The sequence below is a fragment of the Jeongeupia chitinilytica genome, from assembly GCF_014652315.1.
Classification (GTDB): domain Bacteria; phylum Pseudomonadota; class Gammaproteobacteria; order Burkholderiales; family Chitinibacteraceae; genus Jeongeupia; species Jeongeupia chitinilytica.
The window spans coordinates 290,743-310,369 of record NZ_BMYO01000005.1 but is presented as its reverse complement, the minus strand read 5'-3'; the positions used below and the strand labels follow the sequence as shown (position 1 = coordinate 310,369).

Annotated in this window: 23 protein-coding genes; all 23 read right to left on the bottom strand. The window is 63.6% G+C overall.

Features of this window, described 5'->3' with window-relative positions; genetic code table 11:
- Positions 1-576, bottom strand: coding sequence for a YmfQ family protein (locus tag IE097_RS11310; protein WP_189460762.1), 576 nt, complete (start codon positions 574-576; stop codon positions 1-3).
- Complete coding sequence (locus IE097_RS11305; protein WP_189460761.1) at positions 576-1,640, bottom strand: baseplate J/gp47 family protein; 1,065 nt, start codon at positions 1,638-1,640, stop codon at positions 576-578. Before IE097_RS11305 ends, IE097_RS11310 begins: the two co-directional genes overlap by 1 nt.
- Positions 1,640-1,990: a phage GP46 family protein gene (locus tag IE097_RS11300; protein WP_189460759.1), complete on the bottom strand. Its 351-nt coding sequence runs from the start codon at positions 1,988-1,990 to the stop codon at positions 1,640-1,642. The genes IE097_RS11305 and IE097_RS11300 overlap by 1 nt, the downstream gene beginning before the upstream one ends.
- A gap of 349 nt (positions 1,991-2,339) precedes the next feature.
- A complete protein-coding gene (locus IE097_RS11295) occupies positions 2,340-2,966 on the bottom strand; it encodes a phage baseplate assembly protein V (RefSeq protein WP_189460757.1) in 627 nt (208 codons plus the stop codon).
- Positions 2,956-4,062, bottom strand: a complete 1,107-nt coding sequence (locus IE097_RS11290) for a phage baseplate assembly protein (protein WP_189460755.1) — start codon at positions 4,060-4,062, stop codon at positions 2,956-2,958. Before IE097_RS11290 ends, IE097_RS11295 begins: the two co-directional genes overlap by 11 nt.
- Positions 4,046-5,344, bottom strand: a complete 1,299-nt coding sequence (locus IE097_RS11285; RefSeq protein WP_189460753.1) for a DNA circularization protein — start codon at positions 5,342-5,344, stop codon at positions 4,046-4,048. Before IE097_RS11285 ends, IE097_RS11290 begins: the two co-directional genes overlap by 17 nt.
- Positions 5,344-7,554: a phage tail tape measure protein gene (locus IE097_RS11280; protein ID WP_189460751.1), complete on the bottom strand. Its 2,211-nt coding sequence runs from the start codon at positions 7,552-7,554 to the stop codon at positions 5,344-5,346. Before IE097_RS11280 ends, IE097_RS11285 begins: the two co-directional genes overlap by 1 nt.
- Positions 7,555-7,672: 118 nt before the next feature.
- A complete protein-coding gene (locus IE097_RS11275; RefSeq protein WP_189460749.1) occupies positions 7,673-8,053 on the bottom strand; it encodes a hypothetical protein in 381 nt (126 codons plus the stop codon).
- A gap of 3 nt (positions 8,054-8,056) precedes the next feature.
- Positions 8,057-8,428 carry a phage tail protein gene (locus tag IE097_RS11270; protein ID WP_189460747.1) on the bottom strand — a complete coding sequence of 124 codons (372 nt, stop codon included), beginning with the start codon at positions 8,426-8,428 and terminating at the stop codon, positions 8,057-8,059.
- Positions 8,429-8,439: 11 nt separating this feature from the next.
- Positions 8,440-9,861, bottom strand: coding sequence for a phage tail sheath subtilisin-like domain-containing protein (locus IE097_RS11265; protein ID WP_189460745.1), 1,422 nt, complete (start codon positions 9,859-9,861; stop codon positions 8,440-8,442).
- Positions 9,861-10,043: a hypothetical protein gene (locus tag IE097_RS11260; RefSeq protein WP_189460743.1), complete on the bottom strand. Its 183-nt coding sequence runs from the start codon at positions 10,041-10,043 to the stop codon at positions 9,861-9,863. The genes IE097_RS11265 and IE097_RS11260 overlap by 1 nt, the downstream gene beginning before the upstream one ends.
- A complete protein-coding gene (locus tag IE097_RS11255) occupies positions 10,040-10,705 on the bottom strand; it encodes a DUF1834 family protein (RefSeq protein WP_189460741.1) in 666 nt (221 codons plus the stop codon). The genes IE097_RS11260 and IE097_RS11255 overlap by 4 nt, the downstream gene beginning before the upstream one ends.
- Positions 10,705-11,124: a gp436 family protein gene (locus IE097_RS11250; RefSeq protein ID WP_189460738.1), complete on the bottom strand. Its 420-nt coding sequence runs from the start codon at positions 11,122-11,124 to the stop codon at positions 10,705-10,707. The genes IE097_RS11255 and IE097_RS11250 overlap by 1 nt, the downstream gene beginning before the upstream one ends.
- A 2-nt stretch (positions 11,125-11,126) precedes the next feature.
- Positions 11,127-11,507, bottom strand: a complete 381-nt coding sequence (locus IE097_RS11245) for an HI1506-related protein (RefSeq protein ID WP_505735617.1) — start codon at positions 11,505-11,507, stop codon at positions 11,127-11,129.
- 14 nt (positions 11,508-11,521) lie between these two features.
- Entirely contained in the window at positions 11,522-12,430 is a 909-nt protein-coding gene (locus IE097_RS11240; protein WP_189460734.1) for a Mu-like prophage major head subunit gpT family protein, read from the bottom strand.
- 11 nt (positions 12,431-12,441) lie between these two features.
- The gene (locus tag IE097_RS11235) at positions 12,442-12,846 is read right to left on the bottom strand and encodes a hypothetical protein (RefSeq protein WP_189460733.1); all 405 of its coding nucleotides are present in this window, start codon (positions 12,844-12,846) and stop codon (positions 12,442-12,444) included.
- A gap of 3 nt (positions 12,847-12,849) precedes the next feature.
- Positions 12,850-13,923 (bottom strand): phage protease, encoded by a 1,074-nt coding sequence (locus tag IE097_RS11230; RefSeq protein ID WP_189460731.1) that lies wholly within the window; start codon positions 13,921-13,923, stop codon positions 12,850-12,852.
- 48 nt (positions 13,924-13,971) lie between these two features.
- Positions 13,972-14,451: a hypothetical protein gene (locus IE097_RS11225; protein WP_189460729.1), complete on the bottom strand. Its 480-nt coding sequence runs from the start codon at positions 14,449-14,451 to the stop codon at positions 13,972-13,974.
- Positions 14,452-14,674: 223 nt separating this feature from the next.
- On the bottom strand, positions 14,675-15,238 hold the full coding sequence (locus IE097_RS11220; RefSeq protein WP_189460727.1) for a phage virion morphogenesis protein: 564 nt from the start codon (positions 15,236-15,238) through the stop codon (positions 14,675-14,677).
- A complete protein-coding gene (locus tag IE097_RS11215; protein WP_189460725.1) occupies positions 15,235-16,071 on the bottom strand; it encodes a phage head morphogenesis protein in 837 nt (278 codons plus the stop codon). The genes IE097_RS11220 and IE097_RS11215 overlap by 4 nt, the downstream gene beginning before the upstream one ends.
- Positions 16,058-17,641, bottom strand: coding sequence for a DUF935 domain-containing protein (locus tag IE097_RS11210; RefSeq protein ID WP_189460724.1), 1,584 nt, complete (start codon positions 17,639-17,641; stop codon positions 16,058-16,060). Before IE097_RS11210 ends, IE097_RS11215 begins: the two co-directional genes overlap by 14 nt.
- A gap of 11 nt (positions 17,642-17,652) precedes the next feature.
- Entirely contained in the window at positions 17,653-19,314 is a 1,662-nt protein-coding gene (gene terL / locus IE097_RS11205; RefSeq protein ID WP_189460849.1) for a phage terminase large subunit, read from the bottom strand.
- A gap of 120 nt (positions 19,315-19,434) precedes the next feature.
- Entirely contained in the window at positions 19,435-19,620 is a 186-nt protein-coding gene (locus IE097_RS11200) for a hypothetical protein (RefSeq protein ID WP_189460722.1), read from the bottom strand.
- Positions 19,621-19,627: the final 7 nt, after the last annotated feature.

Sequence of the window (19,627 nt, the reverse complement as noted above, 5' to 3'; positions counted from 1 at the left end):
TCAGCTCCCCAAGTAGGCGAAATCGACGTAGGTCCACGCCGGCTTCAGGTCATTGAAAATCGTCTCAAGCACTGGATCACCGAATGCCAGCAAGCGCTCACCCGCACCCGATTGGCCTGCCCGAAATCGATACGGCAAGCCGTTGCTGCCGCCACTGACGTTGACACGCCAGCACCAGATCGCATCACCGTGAAACAGCGTTTCGCCTGCGCGGCTGGTTCCGGCACGAAACGGCTGCGGCTCGGTAATCGTGATCGTGTAGCCGAGGCCGGCAGCCAAGCGGATGAAGTACGGGATCGATAGCCCGCCGGTCTCGGCCAGCTTGGCGAGCACGGCCTGCTGACGTTGCTGATAACCGGCGCCGGCCGGCGCTGTGATCCCGCAGACACGCTCCCAGTCGGTTAGCAGCGTTCGGGCATCGAACACGGTCACACCCCCGGCAACGCGAGTGGCCGAGTCTTGGACGGCATCAAGTCGCGCGCCTTCGGCCGCTTGCTCTGCGGCAATTCGTGACCCGGTCGGCGCGTAGCTCACCGGCGGCAGCAGCAACGCCAGCAGTCCGGCGTGCGCGGCCATCACAGCAGCCCCACGGTGATCGCGCCGACTCGCAGCCACTCGACCTTCGCCGCATCGATCACTGCGGTCACATTGGAGGCCGGGGCACTGACCTGTCGATCAGCAACACCGGGCAGATCGGAAATCAGCGCCTCAAGCTTGGATTTGATCAACTGATCACCAGGAGCGATGCCGTCGAAAAAGCCCGTCACGGCGGCCGTGATTGCCGGCGTGAGCGTGGCGACGGTGTAGCCCGGCATGGGCGTCACTGCCACGGTGACGGGCACCGTCTTGATCGTCGGAGCAATGACCGCCGCGTTCTTGGCTGTCACCGGCCGGACGTCGTCAATGTAGGCTTGCGCGGCGGTGATCGTGTCTGGCGCCGGAAGCCCGCCCGCTGCCGTGATCACCACGTCGACAGTGCCAACGCCCCGACGCAGCGGATAGACATAGGCATTGGTCACGCCTGGCACGGCCAACGCCCAGCGCCGGAAATCGTACTTGTTGCCACCTGCCGGAGGCCGACGGATCAGTTCGAGCAGGCGCGCGAGCAGCTCACTGTCGCTTTCCTCGTCGACGCCGCCGGTCATCGTGACTAGGGCAGCCTGGCTGGTGACGCCCGATGGAGCCGCAGTCAGTTCAGCCACCGAGTTGGTCGGCGCGTTGCCCTGGAGTCCCGCCACGACGGCCGCAACGCTGACATTCACCACGCCGCTCGCATCGATCACGGCAGCTTGTGTCGTGATGTAGGTCTGGTCACTTCGCTTGGCACTCGTGCCCACCGGGATGGCGCTGCCCGGCGTACCGGTCACGCGCAATTGCCCTTGGGCCGCCACGGCCGGCTTGCGGTTCAGCCTTCGCACGCGCGCATGCAGCTCCAGATACGCGCGGTCCGCCGTGTCCGGGAAAATCTGCCGGACGATCCATGCCTGGTGCTGGTAAAGCCCTTCGACCGCGCTGGCCACCGAGGAGGCACGGACGAAGTAGTCGCTGTCCAGGCCAGTGTCGGCCTCGGGCAGTTGATTCTTCAGGTCGCGCAGCAGGTCGTCGCGGATCTGGGCGAAGGTGGGGACGAGGAACGGCATCAGGCCACCCGCACCGGATGCTGGAAATGCTGGATGCGGCCGCTGGCGTCTTCGACTTCGATCTGGAGTGCAAGCCAGCCTGGCTGCGTGCGTGCCGTGGTCACGCTGACTCGATTCGCACGGCCGTCTTGGGTCAGCGGTGCAAGAGCTTGCTCGCTGTATTGGCGGGCCAGCATGGCCACGCGGCTGACATCCTTCTCGCGCTGCAGCTCGTGCAGTCGGGACCCAAGGGAGCGGTCAGCCCACCAAGCGCCGAGGGGCGTCATCAGCCGCAGGTACACGGCATTGGCCAGCGTCTCGGTGCGGGTACCGGCGTAGTCACCGGTTTTCGGGTCGATTAAAGCGTCCATGCCCCGAATTGTCGGGGCATGTCGCTACGGCCAATCAGCTGACGGCCTTCAGTCCTATCTAAAAGCTAGGCCACTTGGGCTTTAACAAACGCCGTCATTCTTGCCCGCACGTCCTGCAACCTTTCCCATGCAGCTTCAAGCGCTATCGATTCATCTTGGGTAGGGTTTGCGGTTGATGTTCCGGCACCAATAGCCAGAAACTTGGCATTGACGGACGTGAAGGCCGCAAGTTGCGCTTTACGTGCTGCACGGTGTTCCTCGCACAACGTCTGCCATTCCTCTCCAGGTGATGCTTGACTCATAGATTAACCCCCAGTGTTGATGCCACACATGAGCTGGATTAACGAGATCACTCTGGCGGCCCTGTTACGCCCCCGGAGTCACCACGATGCGTGTGGTGCATCAGGCTAGTACCACCTGCGACCACGTCTTGAGTTGTAGTCAATCCACCCTCAACGTGCGCGCCACTCCCGCCCTTGATCGCCATACCGCCGTTGCCGTTGATCTGCGCCCCAGCTGTCACCTGTTGGCTGGCAGTGAGCATCGGCGTATTGAAGTCCGCCTTGTCACTGGCGTTTACTTCCCAGCTCTTGCAGTTGACCTTGAAAACGTCACAGTCAGTTTCTATCAGGCGTCCGCGCTTCATCACGATCTTGGCCCCTTCATCCGTGTACAAGGCCACCTCCCCCGGCTTGAGCGACTGCAATCGGTAGCTTCCATGCTCCGTGGCAATCACGATGCCGTGACTGGTTTTGCCGCCGACCGGCAGAATCACGGCCATACTGCCGGGCGGTGGATTGCTCGTCAGACCATAGTGCTGGAAAACCTCGTTGTCCTGCAGGCGCTCGCCGGCCAAGCCGTCGACTTGTGCGAGCTGCACGGCCGGGCCGCTGTTGACGCGGGTGATAACCCCACGAAATGCCTGGCGTACACCTGCCATAGCACGGCGGATGCGCTTGTCGACGTCAGCCCACATCGACGATTTCCAGCACGTCACCGCCCTTGGTGCGACCCTTCGCACGCTTTTTGGCCCGCTTGTGCGGGTGGGCATCGAGCACCCAAACGCCGTCCTCCTTCAGCGTCAGCTCTGTTTTCGTCCCTTGGTCACGGCCACCACGGAACTTGCGGGCCATCAGGAAGAACACGGCATCGATCTCGTGCGGCTCGCTGATGACGTGGATGCGCTGGCCGGGTTGCCACAGCACGCCGTCGCTAGTGCGGTGCCCCTTCACCTCGGCGCTCAAGGTGAAGCCCCGCAGGCGAGAATCGGACAGCAGCTTGCGCGCCCTGGCACGAGCGGCATCGATGTTCTCGGCGTCATGGTCGACCACAATACGCGGCCGATGCGTGGCCACGGCCGGATCGCGCACGCTGGCCTTGATCGCATGCCGGCCGTTTTCCACGGCGGTGCCGTGTGCCTGGCCAAGCACAGTGATCTCCGAGTAACGCTCGGCCATGCTACGCGTCCGGCTCAGGCGCTCGACGTTGTTGCCCTTGCCGTCACGACGCACGATCAGCGTGGCCACCGGTGGCTTGCTGTAGTCCGGACCACCGATCACCAGCGTCCCGTCCGGGTCGAACCACGGCCACAGCCCGTTCGCTTCAGCCGCGTGCACCAAGGTGTCCCAGGCAGTATCGCCAGGCTCTACGTTGACCTTCTCGCGTGCTGACGTTTTGTCGGCATCGATACGGGCCTTGGTGATGCCAAGCGGCTTGACCACGTTCGCCACGACCTCGGCCAGTGTGACCTGTTTGGCGGTGAAGATCGGCGACGAGCAGTCGGTCAGCACGGCCGCACCATCGCGACCGCTGATTGACAGCGAATGTCCGTTCTTGTCGATCGCATCACTGATGTCGTCGATGCGCCCGGTCAGTACGGTGTCGCGCCCGATGCGCACCTGGACTGCGGCCCCTTCGGCCACGGCCGGCGGGAATTCGCCCTTGGGCAGACCGAGGCCAACACGCCAGGCATCGGCCGGGATCAACAGATCCGAGTCGATCTCGTAGCTGGTCCAGGTGCTGTGCACCTTGCCACCGATCAGCAGGCTGACCGTGTTATCGGGCGTAGGCATACAGCACGTCTCCGGCCTTCAGGGCGTTGGGGTTGATCAGTTTGGGATTGAGCCGGGCCAGTTCCTGGGCGCGGGTGTAATCGCCGTACCAGCGGAATGCGACCAGGTGCAAATTGCCGGGCGCCTCGACGGTGCGCTGGGTCAGCGGCGGTCTGGCATCGATCACCGCGATCGCGGCCTCCTGCACGCCCAGCGCCGTGTCCTTGAGCGCCTCGGTCACGGGCCGGGCGGCCTCGATGTCGAACTGCTCGCGGTGCGTATCGATCGCCTGCTGGACGTTGTCGCGCACGTCGTTGGTGATCTGCTCGATCTCCTGCGGCGCCAGTGTCGGTTGCTCGGCTTCCTGAATCAGGATGTCGCTCGCGGTCTCGGCCAGCGTGGTGGCCACCGCGACCTGGACCAGTGTTGTCACCAGTGCGACGTCGGCCGGCTGTGCCGAAATCGGTTTGACGCCAACCACGCTGCCGCCGTCGCCGCCCGGAGCTGAACCCGAACCGCCGGACGAGTAATCCGTCGCGGTGGTAGCGCCTGCCGTCACCCGGCCTGGCAACTGCACGAGGTCGCCGAATTGGCCGACCAGGCTTTTCCAGTCCGACTGGATGACGCCGACGTCGAAGCCGCGCAAGTCAGCCATGCCGCTGACCAAGCCCATCACATCAGCGGCGAACGAGCGCGGGTAGTCGATCAGGTCGAGCGTGCCACCGGCCATGCCCTGCACCTGGCTGCGCATCGCCCCCAGCGTCCCCGCCATCACTTCGCGCAAGGCGTTCAGGCGCGATAGATTGCCCTTGGCATCGCTGAGGCTGTCGATCGCGCTGGCAAAGGCTTCGATTCCGTTAAATTGGGCAGCTTCGGCGACCTGTTTAACGGCCTCGGCTTGTTGAACGGGCAACTGCTGCACGAAAAACGGATTGCCAGGCGTCGCCTCGACGAAGGTCAGCTCGACCGTGCAGAAGTCCGGCGACTCGGCATCGTGGCCCAACTGGTAGCTGACCAGTTGAGCGGCCTTGATGCTGCCGAACACCGGGTGGATCAGTTCGCCGGCACCGGCCTGATCGAGCACCTGGACGAAAGCCTGCAGCCGCGTCTCATAGTCGTTGCCGTAGAACACAGCCGACAGGGTTATGCGGCGGGCCTTGCGGCCGAGGTCCTCGATGTCGGCGCCGTCGAGGTAGGCATATTCGTGGCTTTCGTAGCCGCGTTCGACAGCATCCTGCGTGCGCAAGCAATCGAAAGTCACACCACGGAACGAGGCATCGAGCAGGTTATCTTTCCAGGCCATCAGCGCCTCCGGGCGTCTTGGGCGTTGGCCGCGTTGACGGCGGCAACGATATTGCCGTTCTGTACGTCGACGGTGACCTTGATCGGGATCGGCTGGCTGAAGGTCTGCTGCATCGCGACGGCAGCCATATCCAGCTTGGTCGATGCGTTGATGGCGTTCTGGACCATATCCGACTGCGGAATCGGTGCCGCACTGCTGGGCGCGTTGCGCTGTGTCACGAGCGGCGACAGCTGCTTGGTTCTGGCTTCGTCAGCCTGATATTGCTTGATCCACTGCTCGTTCTCGGCGGCGTAACCATCGCCGAACTGATACCAGGGCTGATAGCGCTTGCGTGCCGCCTTGATCACCTCCGGCGAGTATTGCTCTTGCAACGCCTTCATCCTGGCGTCGCCGTTCTTCAACTCATCCAGTTCTTCGTCGGTGTTGAAGTTGGCCACGGCCGTGGCTGCCGTTGCGATGCCAAGCGCCCCGGCCACCATGCCGGCACGCGCAGCCGGGCCAGCCGCTGCGGGCGCCATGCCGGGCGCACCACCTGGCATACCGGGCACGCCACCGCGTCCCATCAGCAGCATCGGAATGGCGGCAGCACCGGCGGCCGCAGCCAAGGCCGTCACCGCCGTCGTCGCGCCGGTCAGCGATGCGGTCAGGCCCGGATAGGCGTTACCGTACTCGGCCAGCTTGCCGGCGATGTCGCCAACGGCGTTGCCGAATTTGCCTAGGGCGTCGTACTGGCCCTGTTCCCAGGTGTTCTGGGTCTGCTGGAACTTGAACCCGGCCTGTTCCTTGATGAAGCGCTGGTTGACGTCGACATCCTGCTCTCCGCCCAGCAGGATCGACGCTTTCATGTCCTTGTAGGCTTTCGGGTCGAACAGCATCGGCAGCAGCGCAAGCATCGCCTGCCGGTCCTGGATCGTTTTGCCGACGCCCCGCGCCTGCAGGATCTCGGCCATGCTGCCGTACATGGCCGATTTTTCCTTGTCGTCCTTGGCCGCGCTGGCCAGGCGCTGCAGCCGGGAAAATTCCTTGTCGCTCTCGGCGACTTTGCGCACCAGGCGCGTGAATGCCTCTACCGGGTCCGTGCCCTCCTCGCGGGCTTTGGCCAGTGTGCCGTACAGATCGATGCCGGCTTCGCCTTTCTGCTTGGTGCCCATCGTGCGGGCGCTCAGCTTCTTGAAGTCCTGGGCCGTGTCGGCCGAGGTGATCTTCTGCAGGAAGTTGACGACGTTGTTGCCGGCCTCGTCGTTACTGCCTGCAGCCGTCACAGCCAGTTGGCTGGCCGACAACACCGAGGCCAAACCATCGGTGCCACGCAGACCGGACAATCCGCCCATGGCCAGCATCTTCGGCAGCCACGACGCCATGTCCTTCAGCTCGAAACCGCCCAGTTGGCCAGCGCGCAGCGCCATACCCAGCGCCTTCGGGATCTGGTCGACGGGGATCTTGGCGTTCTGCACCGCCGACATGGCCACCCCGGTCATTTCTTCCGAGGACGAGCCGGCAGCGGTCGCGGCCTTGCTGATCATCGGCAGCAACTGACCGGCCTGCTCCGGCGAGAAAATCCCCCGTGCGATCAGCTTGTCGAGCGCGGCGAGGTTGTCGTCGCGCGTGCCACCTTCGACTGTTGCCGCGCGGACATAGCCTTCCAGTTGCGACTTGCCATCGCGACGACGCTGCAGCTGCTCGTCCGTCGACAGGGTGCGGCCGTTGACTTCCTTGTCGTTGAACGCGGTATTCGACATCTGCGCCAGGCGCATGTCGTAGCTGGCCACACGGAGGACCGGGCTGGCCACCACGGCGGTGCCTGCCGCGACACCGACGACGCCAGCAGCAGCGCCCCTGAGCTGTTTGGCACCGGCCAGCATGCCGCGCTGCGCCTGGCTGACGCCGCCCATCTCGCGGCGCAATTCGGATACATGACGACGCATCGCCTCGTAGGCACGCGACTGCTCGTTGGCCGACAGCGTCCCGCTGCTGGCCAGCCGCTTGTAGGCGGCCTCGGTCAGTTTGATTTCGCGCTGGATCGCCCGCTCGGCACGCACACCGAGCTGTTCGCGCGCCCCCGCCATGCGCTGGCTTTCGCGTGACAAGCCGACCACGGCTTTTTCGGCACGCTGGGTATTCCGCTCGGTGTCCTGCATGACCCGTGCAACGGTGCGGGACGCTTCATCACGCGCCTTGAGCGTCAGGGCTACTTCGGGATTTCGGGCCATTAGCGGGGCTTCTTCTTGCGCTGTGATTTGATCTGGCGCCGCTCGCCACCACCCGGCCTGGGCTTGCCGCCGTTCAGGCGGTGGATGGCGGCGAGATAGCCCTCAAACTGCGCCGCGTTCAGTTCGAGGACGCGGGATTCGGGGATGCCATGCTTGCCGAGGGCGACGACGGCAAGCCGGAAATCGGCAAGCTGGGCTTCGGCCGCATCCGCTTTTTTTTGAGCTTCTCCCGCGCTTCGGCCAGCACGTCGAAATCATCGTCAACGAGACCTTTTTCGAGCAGCTCGTAGGTGATTTCTTCAGGCGGAATGTCGCCCAGTTTGACCAAGCCGCGCGCCATCATTGCGACGTTGAGGCGTAGGTTGGTCGAAACGCCCTGCGCCTCGATCGCGGCGATGTTGTCGCCGATCACCGGCAGCCGCAGCTCGAAGTCGTAGTGCAACTGGCCCGATTCCGGCGGGTATTCCACGCCATAAAGCAGCGAATCTTGTTCAGTCATGACTTACTCCTTCACCTTGCGCAGCGCCTGCAGCTTGAGATCGCGGCGCGCTTCGTTGTCGACGCTGTACTTGTCACCGATTTCGGTGCTGAAGCAGTCGAGATAGCTTTCGCGCTGGCCACCGGGGCTGAGCGGATAGATCGTCAGCTTGGCGCCCTCGATCGCTTCCCAGTCGAGGTCGCCGGTCAGCGGGATCGCCACGGTCACCGACAGGTCGTACTCGGCGATGCCCTTGGCAAAGCCCTTGGCGCGGCCGGTTTTGTTCATGGTCTTGACCAGCTTGCGGCCGGTACGGGTGTTGATGCTGACGTCGATGACCTCGACTTCCTTGCCGTCGACCTCGAGGACGACGGCACCGGCATATTCCTGAAGCATTCAGACTCTCCTTAGAGCAGCAGATCGATGCGACCGGCGAACACGTGCAGGCCGTTGACGACGTCCGCCGGGATCTTGGCGTTGAGGCGGTTGTTGTCCTGCAGATCGCGCTCGACGATCAGGCCTGCCTTGTTAGCCTCGACGGCCTCGACGAACTCCAGCTCCTCGCACTTGGTCAGCACGTCGAGCAGCTCGGAGCGCACCTTTGCCGGCGTCCGTTCGGACAACTTCTCGCGCGGGAAGCGCAGGCTGATCCGCTCGCGGCACGCTTTGCGCACGTAATCGAGCGTTCGGATGGTCGTGATGTCGAGCAGCGCCACGTCGTCGATGCCCTGGGCATCCTTGGTGTACGTGCTGATGGCTCGCACGATCTGCACGCGATCGCCCGGCCCGACCTCCAGCGGCGTCAGGCCGTTGTAGAGGGCATTTTCCTGTTCGGTCCGGATCGGCCGATCGACCAGGCTGGTGACATCCAGTCCGCTGATCTCCAAAGTGTTCAGCGGGCGGGCCGGGTCTTCCTCGCTAGCCAGCACCGCCGCGTAGCCGGCGGCAATCTCGCAGCTCAGCCTGGCCGATCCGCGATGCCACGCACCGGTGATCCGGCCGCTGTTGAGCTGCCCGGCCAGCGTCGTACCGGTGGCCAGTGTGCCCGGCCAGCCGAAGGTGCCGATCGCGCCACGTTGCTCCATCGGCCCGGACACGAACTCCAGATGGGTTCGCAGGGCCGTCAGGCTGGCCTGGTCGGCAAATGGACTTGCCACGATGTGGTGGCCGGCACCCGCGACGGCAGCCAGTGCCAGCGCAAGGTCGGGATCTACCGCGCCGCTGGCCATCGCCACGACAGTCGCCGTCACCCCTGCAGCACTGCTGCCCGCCTTGAGCTTGATGCCGTTGCCGGCCGCGCCCTTGTGGCGGGCGGTCAGCGTAACCACGCCTGCAGCCACGACGGCCGTCACCGGCAGATCGGCCTGCTTGTCGATTGCAGCCTTGAGGGCTGCAGCCACACTGGTCGCCGTATCCGCGCTGGCCACGGCAACGTCGACGCGACGCGTGCCGATGGAGAGGCTGACCACGCCGGTGCCGGTCGCCGTGCCGGTGAGCGTCACCGTGCCGGTCGCGGCCACGCCGGCGGGCGCGTCATCGACAGCGATCATCGTCAGCTGCAGGTACGGGTTGGCCGTGATCGCCGCCCGCGCCATCAGATGAGCATAGGAGCCGCGACCAAACAGGATTGCAGCCTGCTCGTCGCTGAACACGTCGACCGGATCGAGCGCGGCCTGGCTGCCAGCGGTGGTTTTCTGGCCGACCATCAGCACGCGCTGCAGGTTGCCCGGCAACGTGCGGACTGCAAGCTTGGTGTTGAACTCGATGTACTTGCCCGGCTTGCGGATGCTCGACGGGATACCGTCGAAATTGATGTTGGCGCTGGCCATCACTCGGCTCCTTTCTTGGCGTCCTTTTTGTCACCGTCACCGACGACGATCAGATCGCCATCGGTCACGCTGCGCAGGTAATAGGCGCTGTCCGACACCGTGACCGCGTCGGTCTCGGTGATGTACTCGCGGGGCTTGTCTTCCTTGGGCACTTTGATGCCCGGTGCGGCTTTGACTTTCATGGGTTGCTCCCGGTGAGGAGATCCTGGGCATCGGCTTTGCCGTCGTCCGGGTTCAGGTGGTAGTTCAGGCCGGTACGCAGCCAGTCCGGATCGGGCTGGCCGGTCTTGCCCTGATGTTTGACGAAGACCATGTCGGGGTCCGCCTCCGCGCCTGGCGTACCCGGCGCCGGTGGGCTGGGCCAGTGGCTGCGCGGCAGCGCCTCCTCGATCCACGCGGTCTGGAACTCACAGGCGAATACTGAAAACGCCTGGCTCTCCAGCCGCGTGTTGTAGAGGGTGCGCACCCGGCCCGGCATCAGCGGGTCGATCGGCAGATCGAGATCCTGGGCGGACAACAACCGGCGCACCGCGTAGACCAGCGGATAGCTGCCAACCTCGCCCAACGACGGACCACCACGGCGGCCGGCGGCCTCATTGCGCACATTGCGCTCGCCCACCATCACGACGAACTGGCCGGTCGCCTTGAACTTCTGGCGACTGGTACTGGTGGGTTCGGTTTTGCTGACCCCGCCAAACGTCACCCATGCGGCCGGGAATCGACGGATCGCGTCCGGCAGCGCTTCGTCCAGCTCGCCGCCGTAGCAGCCGACCTCCTTCACCATGCGGCCGAGGCCGAGCCGCAGGCGGGCGATGACGGCGTCCTCGATCTGGGTCAGGATCATCAGTAGGCCCCACCGTCACGGGCAAACACCCGCGAGCCGCTGGCAAACTGCACAGTGTTGCCGGTCGGCGCCGGACCACCACCCGGCATGCCTCCGAGGCTGACCTTGCCGTTTGCAGCCAGCTCAAGGAATTTCACGGCATCCCGATAGCGTTCGCGAATGTCATCGGTCAGCAGCGCGCCGCTACCGCAAAGGCGATAGCGGGCAATGTCGCAAGCGTAGCCAGTCAGGATCTTCGGCGACTGGGCGAATGGCAGCGGATAACGTCCAGCAAGGTAACCGTCGATCTCGTCACCGGCCGTAGCAAGCGCACCGGCCAGCACCGCATCGTCGATCTGTCCGGTGTTATCGCGGTCAGTCAGCGCGATCACCTCCTGCGCACCGAAGCGGGTCACCATGTCGTCGCGGGCGGCGTACATGGTCAGCCCGCCTCGCCGATCCGGGCCGGCGTCACGACCAGCATCGGCTCGCCCATCAGCAGCTCAAGGTCGCCCTCGCGCAGCGCATCAAGGCGGATCGTTTCCGGTTCGCGGCTAAACACCCGGCCCGCACGACGGAAGTACTCGCACTTGGCCACGACCTTGATCGCGTCCGGCCCGAACAGCTCGGCAACGCTGCTATCGCCGGCCGATGCAGGCTTGACCTCGATCGGGCTGTCCGTCGATTGCCCCTGGCTTTCACCTGCACTGGCAGTATCAGTTTGCATTGTGGTCGGTTGTTGCTGCCCCTCGATCGAAGTCGACTGCTGCAATTCGCCCTCGGCCGGCGTGGCCGGGGCATCCTTGGTTTTGCGTTCAGCCATGATCACGCCCTCCTTTAGGCCACAGAACCGTCAGAGCCGTAGGCCAGCTGCCAGAAGGCGTAGCCACCATTCCCGCGTGCTTCAGCGCCGAACTTGAACTTCTTGCGCATGAACACGGAGTCGGCCTGCGGGTCGGTCTGCTCGACGAAGACCGGCTTCATGCGTTCCTGGTAGATGAGCGGCTTGACCGGCTTGGTCGTGTCGAGCAGGAACCAGGCGTCGTCCGAAGTCAGGCGACCGTCCACCACCAGTTCGGCCGTGCCTTTGTAGGGGTTGGCTTTGCCATCTTCGAGGCGGTCGTTGGTGAGCAGCGCGCGGGCAGTGTCTTCCAGCGCCGGACCGACCAGCAGCACGTTCGGCGTGATGTTCAGTGGACGGCCTTCTTCGTCCTTGAACTTCTTCATCGCGGTTCGCCCAGCGCCGTAGCTCGCCTGAGCGGCGGCCTGTGTAGCGACCGACAGCTTCTTGGTGCCCTTGTTGGAGACCGACTGACCATTGACCGGATGGTCGACGTCGAAGAAGTACTGGCCGTCGTAGCAAAGGGTGGTAAAGCCGCGATTGACCAGGTCGAAGACGATTTCGTCGGGCAGCTGTTTGGCCGACTGGCCGGCCATCTGCGCCTGGGGTGCGTAGATGCCGAGGTTGTCGTCCATGATGTCGTTGCGGTCGACCTCGACGGTGGCTTCCCAATCGTCGTTGGTAATGCTGTAGCTCGATGCAGCCAGCGCTTTGACCGCCTTCTCGCCGATCCACTTCTGCATGCGCGGAAAGGTCGACAGCCACTTGTAGTCGTTGGAGCGTGCTGTCGACGGCACCAGCATGGCGATTTTCTGCCACTGGCTCGGCGCAGTATCGAAGGCGTTGTTGAAGGTGGTCTTCAGGTTGATGAAGATCGCCTTGAGGTTGGAAGCGTTGATGATCATGGGTTGCTCCTTTAGATGACCCACACACCGTCAGCGTCGACGGCGACGACAATGCCGGCTTGCGAGCGAGTGTTGGTGCCGTTGGTTTTGGCCACGGTCTGGTTGTCGACGATGAAGCACGCCCGGCCGAGGCTGGCCTGGGTCACCGGGTCGCCACTGTCATTGGCCCACTTGAACGCCTTGCCGCGCTGGATGCGCACGGCCAAGGCACCATCGGCGCCTGCAGCGTTGTCGACGGCTTCGTCCGCCATGCCGAGGTAAGCCAGCGTCGTGGACGTCGCGCCCGGCGTGCCAAAACCAGTGGCATTGGCGCAAACGAGGGTGCCGGCCGGAATCTTCACGCCGGCAGCGACCGGCGCGACGACCATTTCGCCGTCCTTGAACGGGGTATTGCGGTCTTGCGAGGTGGCGGCCATGACTTACTCCTTCATCGCGGCCGCGATCGCGGCCGGGTCATTGCCAAATGCCGCGCAGATCGCCAGCGCATCCCCGGCCAGTGCAGCTGGCGCAGTTGCGGCCGGCGGTTGGCCTTGGGTTTGCGTGGTGGTCAGCGCAGCGATCTTGGGCGCCTTGGCGAGGTAGTCGCTCAGCGCTGCGAGGTTCGATGTACCGAGGTCACGCGCCCAGCTTTCCATCGACGGCATCAGGCGGCCGTCCGACAGCGCGGCGACCACCAGCTTGTCGAGTTCGCCGGCACTGTTCTGCGCCGTCAGCGCGACGACCCGGCCCTGCAGTTCGGTGTACGCAGCCAGCGGCACATGGGTCGCCGGGCTGTACTGGCTGGCCGACAGCGCGGCGATCTGGCCATCCTTGCCGGCCAGCAGCTGCAGCAGGTCGACGTTGGCCGCAGTCATGCCCTTGCCACCGGACACCTGGTCGATCAGCTTCTTCAGTTGGGTTTCGATGTCGTCGGCCGTCGCGCCAACGGGCAAATTCAGCAGCCAGATCAGCTGCTGCAGGAGGTCTTCCATCGCATGGTCCTCGTGGTGGGGGGAAAGGGACAAGGCGACCAGACGTGACAAAGCCGCCACCTGCAGTTCAGGCAGCTCGTCCAGCGCGGGGTTGTTGGTCAGGGCGACGTGCAGCAGGCCGGTGACGCGGCCTTGCTTGTCGTAAGAGAAAACGGGGGAGAGGTAAAGGTATTCCCTGGCCTCGATCATGGCGGCTGCGGTTGCAGTCCAATCCACGTCGGTTGCGTAGAGGCCGTCCTGTCGCCACTCCAGCGTGCGGAACCATCCCGCCGCAGGCGCTGGCTTGCCGTTCTCGACGCTACGCAGCGTCTGGTGTTCGTAATCGATTACATAGCGCGTCTCCCGTTGATTGGCTTCGGCAATCAGGGCAACGGCCAGCACCTCGTCCAGATGCCATGCAGCGCAATCGACCGGACGGCCGTCGCGAGCGCGGAAATCACCGGCCGGCAGCAGCTTGATTGCTTTCTGGCCTTGGGAGATTTCTACCGTCAGAGCGGCAATGAGGGGAGCTGGATGTGCCATGCCCCGCATGTTGCGGGGCATGGAGGGGTGTTGATTAGCTGACGGACTTCAGTTGGATGCGTACCCGTCCCGGTCGTGTTTGGCTTCCACGTACCGGATTTGCTTCTGGATGCCTTTGATCGAATCTTCCAGGTTATTGAGCTTGCCCATCGTCAAAAGGACACGAGCTGGAATGCCCATCACGATAGTGAAGACCAACAAAGCCTCGGCAAACACCATGGCAGCACCTTCGGCCCTATATGGAGTTCCACTATGCAAAACGTCGTTTGCAGCAAAACAAAGCGAGGCGAACAAGATCAAGCTGAAAATGAAGTAGCAACCCATTTCAGCGAGATACCGGATCAATGCCGTTGGCTGGTCGTGCAATCGATTCAGCCGTTCGATCTGGGACTCAAGGCGCCTCACTTCGCCTCCTTTGAGCTTCTGAATTGCTTGCCGGACAACTACCACGCCCTTGGCTACAAAACCGATAGCCGTCACCAAGGTCACACCAATGGTCACGATGTTGATTATTTCAGAAGAGGCCATTCCCGTACGGTCCATGTTTTAAAGGAACCGAAATCATAGCCTGTTCGCGACATGGTCGAATTTAAGCCCGCTTTGTCCGCACCGGAGCCAGACGCCGCGCATCTGAAATGCATGACAGGGCGTTTAGAACCCGTTTAATTTCTCTGATCCATTCTTACGACTACCAACGTCACGCTCAAATGGCGAAAACGCGCCAGAACGCCGCATTTCAGCTTTCCCAGAATCACGGCCCAATGGCTTCGCGCAGGTACGTTTCCACCGTTGATTCGATCTCTGCCACGTCCGTGTCGGCTAGTACCAGGAACGGCCGCGCGGGGATGTCACTGCCGGGATGATTGACCTTGCCCACCGGGTGCCGGCCACCGGCCCAGGCAAGTGCCTTCTTGTTGCGCGGCCGGATCTCATGCGGCTTGGTTTTGCCGCCGAACTGGTGGATCGCCGCGTACTTCACATTGGTCCCGACCACCGCGTTGTCGTTGCTGCTGTTCTGGGTGATGCTGCTGGCCAGCCGTCCGGACGACTGCAAGATCTTGCCGCCGCGCACTTTCTTGTCGAAGCGGGCAGCCGACACCTGACCGGTCTTGGTCAGTGCGCCGGCCCGTGACAACCAGGAGCCGGCCTTCAAGCCTTGCCACTCCGGTCGACCTTCACGCGCGAAATTCTCTTCCACTGCGCCGGCCATGATGCCGGCAATGGCCTGCATGACTGGCGCGCGATGCACCACCGCTTGCTCAAGGCGTTCCAGCGTCTGCACAAAGCTGCTGCGGTCAATCTTGATGTCGATCATCGGCTGGCCTGCGCCTGAGTGAACTGCTTGGCCAGCGCGGGCGGGTATCGCCCGAGGTCGGGCTGCCAGGCGGCGAGACCGGGGTTGAGGCCGAAGCCGGCGTCGGCCATGAAGCGCTTGCCGGTCGCCGGGTCGTTGAAGACGATCGCGGGCTGGGTATTGCCCTTGCGATCGACGACCTGGTCCACCGTTTCGAGGCGGCCTTCGCTGCTTGAGGCGGCCAGCCCGAGGCGTTCCATGTCGGACATGCTGCGGGTACGCACCCGGCACCTGCAGTTCCAGCCATTGGGCGGGTAGAAGTTGCGCCAGAACGGATCGTCGTACCGGAACACGCGACCGTGCAGGCTGCGGTGCGCTGGCCGGGTCCGGTTGTCGAGGATCGCAACGTATTCCCACATCGGCCGGAACTCGACGTTGGCCTGTTGTGCCTGGAAACGCCCGGCACTGTAGGCCGACTGCATGTTGGTCCGGAAAATCGTCTCCAGCCTGCGCGGATTGAGGCGCTTGCCTTCGATCTCACCGGTCGCCTTGTCGATGATCCGGCCTTTGCCCCACCAGCCCTTGGCTTCGAGCAACGGCTGCAGTCGCTTCTGGAAATCCGCCAGGGTCTCGCCATTCTTCAGCGCCTCTTTCAGGGCGTCGTGGATGTCGGTCAGGACATCGAGTTTGGTCACGCCACTGACGGTAAACGAACGTGCGTGCGCCTCGGCCCAGACGTCCTGCCAGTTGAAGCTGATGGCATAGCCCTTGCTCTCGAAGTACTGGATCGCCGCTTCAGGCTCCAGCCCGATTGCGTAGGACAGGTCGACCTTGCTGGCGTCAGGTGTCGGCATTCAGGCGCCCCCACACGTCGGCGACAAAGATCGCGCGGGCCAGCAATGTCGACAACGTGGTGTCGTCCATCTCCGGGTAGGACGCCGTGAGCGCCTCGATCGCGTCATCGGGCGTTGCACCGTTGCGGACTGCCTGGATCATGGGCGCGAGCATCTGCTCGACGCCGGCATTCACTGCGTCGGCCGGGAGGTCGACGGCATCCAGCGCGGCCTGATCGGGAAAAACCACCTCGTCCTGGTCGTTGGTCAGCACAGCGCGGTAGCTCAGCGCCGCCCTGGGTTCCTTCGGCCGCAGCTCGGGCGGTAGGGCCATCTCGGGGCGAGGCGCCACCAGCACCTCGTCGTCCTTCTTCGGCTTCGGGATCGCCAGTTTGTCGTAGACCCAGTTGGTCGGCACCTTCAGGCCCAGCCCGACCAGCGCCGGCAGTGCTTCCGAGTACAGCTGCAGATCCTCGGCCTCCCGGGTATCGAACACCAGGCGGGGCATCCGGCGCGGGTCGACCTGGCCGAAGTTCAGCACGGCCATCGGATACAGCAGATCCCGCGTAATGGTGCCTTCCAGTTGGCGTGCGTCGCTGACGGTCAGGTCGTGACGTACTTCGTTGTGGATCTTGCCGAGCGCATTGGTGCTGCTCTTACCATCGGCCTGGCTCGTGAGCGTGCCGCCGAGGACGGCCTTGGAGACCGTGCGCTCGCACAAATCCGTCATGGCCAGAAATGGCGCTTCGCTGCCCTGGGCCGCGTTCTGGAACTCGATCAGCATGCCTTCGGGGATGATGCCTGCCGCGTTGTGGCCGATTTCGGCCACGGCGCGCAGCAGCGTCGCTTTTTCCTGATCGGTCGAGCCACCCGGATATTTGCCGACCCGCATCGGCAGACCATAGATTTCGAGAAACTCGGCCAGATCGCGCACGGAGTAGTTCTTGAACAGGTAGGGCCATGCCAGCACACGGTGCAGACCAGCACGGGTCAGGTAACCGGACTTGGCCTTGTGCTTGTGGATCACCCAGCCGAACTGCCACGGCTCGGCCCCTTCGAGCGTCCCGTCCCGAAGCCGCAGGGTGTTGCCGTCATGCGGTGCGTTCTGGAACCAGCGCTGCGGCCGATGGGTCAGGCTGCTCGGCAGCCAGTCACTGCCGAAGCGCTGCCAGGCGATCTCGATTGCCGAAAAACCGTGACCGATGCCATCGAGGCAGTCGAGCAAAAAATCCTCCCAGTCGGGCATATCGAGCAACCATTCCTGCAGCTGCTCGGCCTGCTTCTTCTCGGCCTCACTGGCGTTGCGCGGCGGCTGGACCGACCAGTCGAGCGTCAGCAGCACGCGCTTGCGTTTGCTCATCTCTGCGAAGATGTGGCCGTCTTTCTCTTCCATGTCCGTGAACAGGTCGGCCTGCGCAGCGAGGTGTCCCTGCTCGGCATCTTCCAGGATGCGGTGCAGCTTCTGCGGCGTCAGACCACGCGAGGGGTGATCAGCAAACTCGCGCGTCACCCAGCCCACGCGGGCGGTCTGCGGCTCCGACGTCACCTCGCGCTGGATGGGTTTGCCGAAACGATCAAGAATTTGCGCCATATTTGTCACTCCTACCAGGCGCCGGCCGAAAAGCGGCCATAGCCCGAATCATCTCTGCCGCCATCGTCGCTGCTGGCTCGCAACACCGGGGTGTATTCAATCCGGCCGCCCCCCGACAACGCCGCAGCCCACAGCATCTGCAGGGCGTCAGGGCCGTCGTCGTGGTCAGCTTTGGGGAAATGGCGCAACTGCTCGATCAGGGTGTGCTGGCTCGGATGCAGCCGAATCAGCTGATTGGCCATGTGGGGCTGCAGCGTCTCGATACGCAGCGTTTTGTCCGCAATCGGCGTCACCCCGCGAGCCGGAACCGGGATACTTCGCGCGGCCGATCTTTTCACCAACTCGGTACGCATGAACTCCTGGAACTGCACCGACTCGACCACCCACAGCACGCAACGGTATTGCGCATGAAAGGCGATCACGTCTTCGATGATCCGGTCTGGCAGGCGCTTGCGGATGCTGGCCTCGATCACGTCGAGGATGCCGGTGAAGCGGTTGTAGCCGCCGACCAGAATCGCGCTGGGATCACGCGAGCTGCCCGCCTTGCCCAGCGATGGATCGCAGGCACCATAGAAGACCCACTCGGCCAGCCGATTGACCCAGAAGTGGATGCACTCGGCGAACGGCGCATCATCGCCCGACAGCGGATCGTTCTGCTGTTCGCTGTCGAAGGCGGCCTTGCCATCCCGCGCCCGCTTGATCATCAGCTTGTAGAAGGTCGTGCCGCCCGGCCAGCAGATCCGGACGTCCCTTTCCATCTCGACGAGGTTGGACACATAAAACGCCCGCGCCTGGTCGGCGCCCTGGCCGAGCAGTATCTCGGTCCAGGTATCCCACAGGTCCATTCGTTCCGGCCATTGCTCAACCGCCTGGAACTTGGCGCTATGCCACAGCGGATTCTTCAGCAGCCGAGCCAGCACCGAGTCGTAATGCAGGATCGTACCGATGATGAACACGTCCATGCTGTCGTCGGCCGGGCCGAGTGACAGCAGGCTCTTGGTGATCCAGCTCATCAGCTTGTCTCGCTGCTCGGGGCTGCGGACGTTTTCGTCGTTCTCAAGGTCGTCACCGATGACCAGATCCGGCCGGTGCGGACCGTGGCGTCGGCCGCGAATTTTCTTGCCGGAGCCGAACACCTCGACCTTGACGTCATTCAAGGTCACGATGGTCCCGACCTGCCACACCCGGCCCCGGCCAGAGGCTTCAGGAAAATCGATGCGCAGCCGGGGATTGAACTCCAGCTCGGCCTTGATCGCCTCCAGCATCGGCAGCGCCTGGTCGAGCGCATCCATCACGATCAGCGGGTAATGCTTGCGGCCGGTACAGATGCACCAAAGCGTGCCGATCTGGGTGATGAGCGTCGACTTGGCATGGCCCCGCGGTGCAGCAACGGCGTCGTGATCACCCATCCCGTTATCGACCACGTCCTGGAAGCGATCGAACAGGTAATCGTGCAGCGAGGCCGGATCATGCTTCACGTAGTGCGGGAAGTACGTCTTCGCGAACACGCGGAAGCTGGCCTGTGCCGCCGCACGCCGCTCCCGGCTCTTAGCCGGGTCCGGATCGAAACCGTCCACCTCCGCCTCGATCTGGACGCGGTAGTCGATGGCCAGCTGCGCGACGACCTGCAGGAATTCCTTGCGCGTGACTTTGTCGGATTTTTGCTTTCTCATTGCTGCAGCTCGTTTTGCTCCGCCGTGGCCCAGACAACCATGGCGAACCAGCGACGATCTTTCATCGCCAGGAAGTGTTGCCAGCGGCACCAAAGGCGGACGTGGCTGTTGTGCAATGCCTCAGACATCAAGCGCAGCCAGTTCGGCGCCCAGCAATGCGATCGCCATCGCAGCCGATCCACTGGGATAGGCCGCCATGACGTCCCGGATCTGCTGCGTTACTGCATGGACCTGTTGCTGCTCGTCGGCCGGCAGCTCGGCGATGGCTCCCTTGATCAGCAGCAGAGTGAGTTGGTCTTCGTTCATGGTTTTT

Excerpts from the sequence above, each read along its gene's own strand:
- IE097_RS11310 (WP_189460762.1), bottom strand. The coding sequence starts at position 576 with ATGGCCGCGCACGCCGGACTGCTGGCGTTGCTGCTGCCGCCGGTGAGC.
- IE097_RS11305 (WP_189460761.1), bottom strand. The coding sequence starts at position 1,640 with ATGCCGTTCCTCGTCCCCACCTTCGCCCAGATCCGCGACGACCTGCTG.
- IE097_RS11300 (WP_189460759.1), bottom strand. The coding sequence starts at position 1,990 with ATGGACGCTTTAATCGACCCGAAAACCGGTGACTACGCCGGTACCCGC.
- IE097_RS11295 (WP_189460757.1), bottom strand. The coding sequence starts at position 2,966 with ATGTGGGCTGACGTCGACAAGCGCATCCGCCGTGCTATGGCAGGTGTA.
- IE097_RS11290 (WP_189460755.1), bottom strand. The coding sequence starts at position 4,062 with ATGCCTACGCCCGATAACACGGTCAGCCTGCTGATCGGTGGCAAGGTG.
- IE097_RS11285 (WP_189460753.1), bottom strand. The coding sequence starts at position 5,344 with ATGGCCTGGAAAGATAACCTGCTCGATGCCTCGTTCCGTGGTGTGACT.
- IE097_RS11280 (WP_189460751.1), bottom strand. The coding sequence starts at position 7,554 with ATGGCCCGAAATCCCGAAGTAGCCCTGACGCTCAAGGCGCGTGATGAA.
- IE097_RS11275 (WP_189460749.1), bottom strand. The coding sequence starts at position 8,053 with ATGACTGAACAAGATTCGCTGCTTTATGGCGTGGAATACCCGCCGGAA.
- IE097_RS11270 (WP_189460747.1), bottom strand. The coding sequence starts at position 8,428 with ATGCTTCAGGAATATGCCGGTGCCGTCGTCCTCGAGGTCGACGGCAAG.
- IE097_RS11265 (WP_189460745.1), bottom strand. The coding sequence starts at position 9,861 with ATGGCCAGCGCCAACATCAATTTCGACGGTATCCCGTCGAGCATCCGC.
- IE097_RS11260 (WP_189460743.1), bottom strand. The coding sequence starts at position 10,043 with ATGAAAGTCAAAGCCGCACCGGGCATCAAAGTGCCCAAGGAAGACAAG.
- IE097_RS11255 (WP_189460741.1), bottom strand. The coding sequence starts at position 10,705 with ATGATCCTGACCCAGATCGAGGACGCCGTCATCGCCCGCCTGCGGCTC.
- IE097_RS11250 (WP_189460738.1), bottom strand. The coding sequence starts at position 11,124 with ATGTACGCCGCCCGCGACGACATGGTGACCCGCTTCGGTGCGCAGGAG.
- IE097_RS11245 (WP_505735617.1), bottom strand. The coding sequence starts at position 11,507 with ATGGCTGAACGCAAAACCAAGGATGCCCCGGCCACGCCGGCCGAGGGC.
- IE097_RS11240 (WP_189460734.1), bottom strand. The coding sequence starts at position 12,430 with ATGATCATCAACGCTTCCAACCTCAAGGCGATCTTCATCAACCTGAAG.
- IE097_RS11235 (WP_189460733.1), bottom strand. The coding sequence starts at position 12,846 with ATGGCCGCCACCTCGCAAGACCGCAATACCCCGTTCAAGGACGGCGAA.
- IE097_RS11230 (WP_189460731.1), bottom strand. The coding sequence starts at position 13,923 with ATGGCACATCCAGCTCCCCTCATTGCCGCTCTGACGGTAGAAATCTCC.
- IE097_RS11225 (WP_189460729.1), bottom strand. The coding sequence starts at position 14,451 with ATGGCCTCTTCTGAAATAATCAACATCGTGACCATTGGTGTGACCTTG.
- IE097_RS11220 (WP_189460727.1), bottom strand. The coding sequence starts at position 15,238 with ATGATCGACATCAAGATTGACCGCAGCAGCTTTGTGCAGACGCTGGAA.
- IE097_RS11215 (WP_189460725.1), bottom strand. The coding sequence starts at position 16,071 with ATGCCGACACCTGACGCCAGCAAGGTCGACCTGTCCTACGCAATCGGG.
- IE097_RS11210 (WP_189460724.1), bottom strand. The coding sequence starts at position 17,641 with ATGGCGCAAATTCTTGATCGTTTCGGCAAACCCATCCAGCGCGAGGTG.
- terL (WP_189460849.1), bottom strand. The coding sequence starts at position 19,314 with ATGAGAAAGCAAAAATCCGACAAAGTCACGCGCAAGGAATTCCTGCAG.
- IE097_RS11200 (WP_189460722.1), bottom strand. The coding sequence starts at position 19,620 with ATGAACGAAGACCAACTCACTCTGCTGCTGATCAAGGGAGCCATCGCC.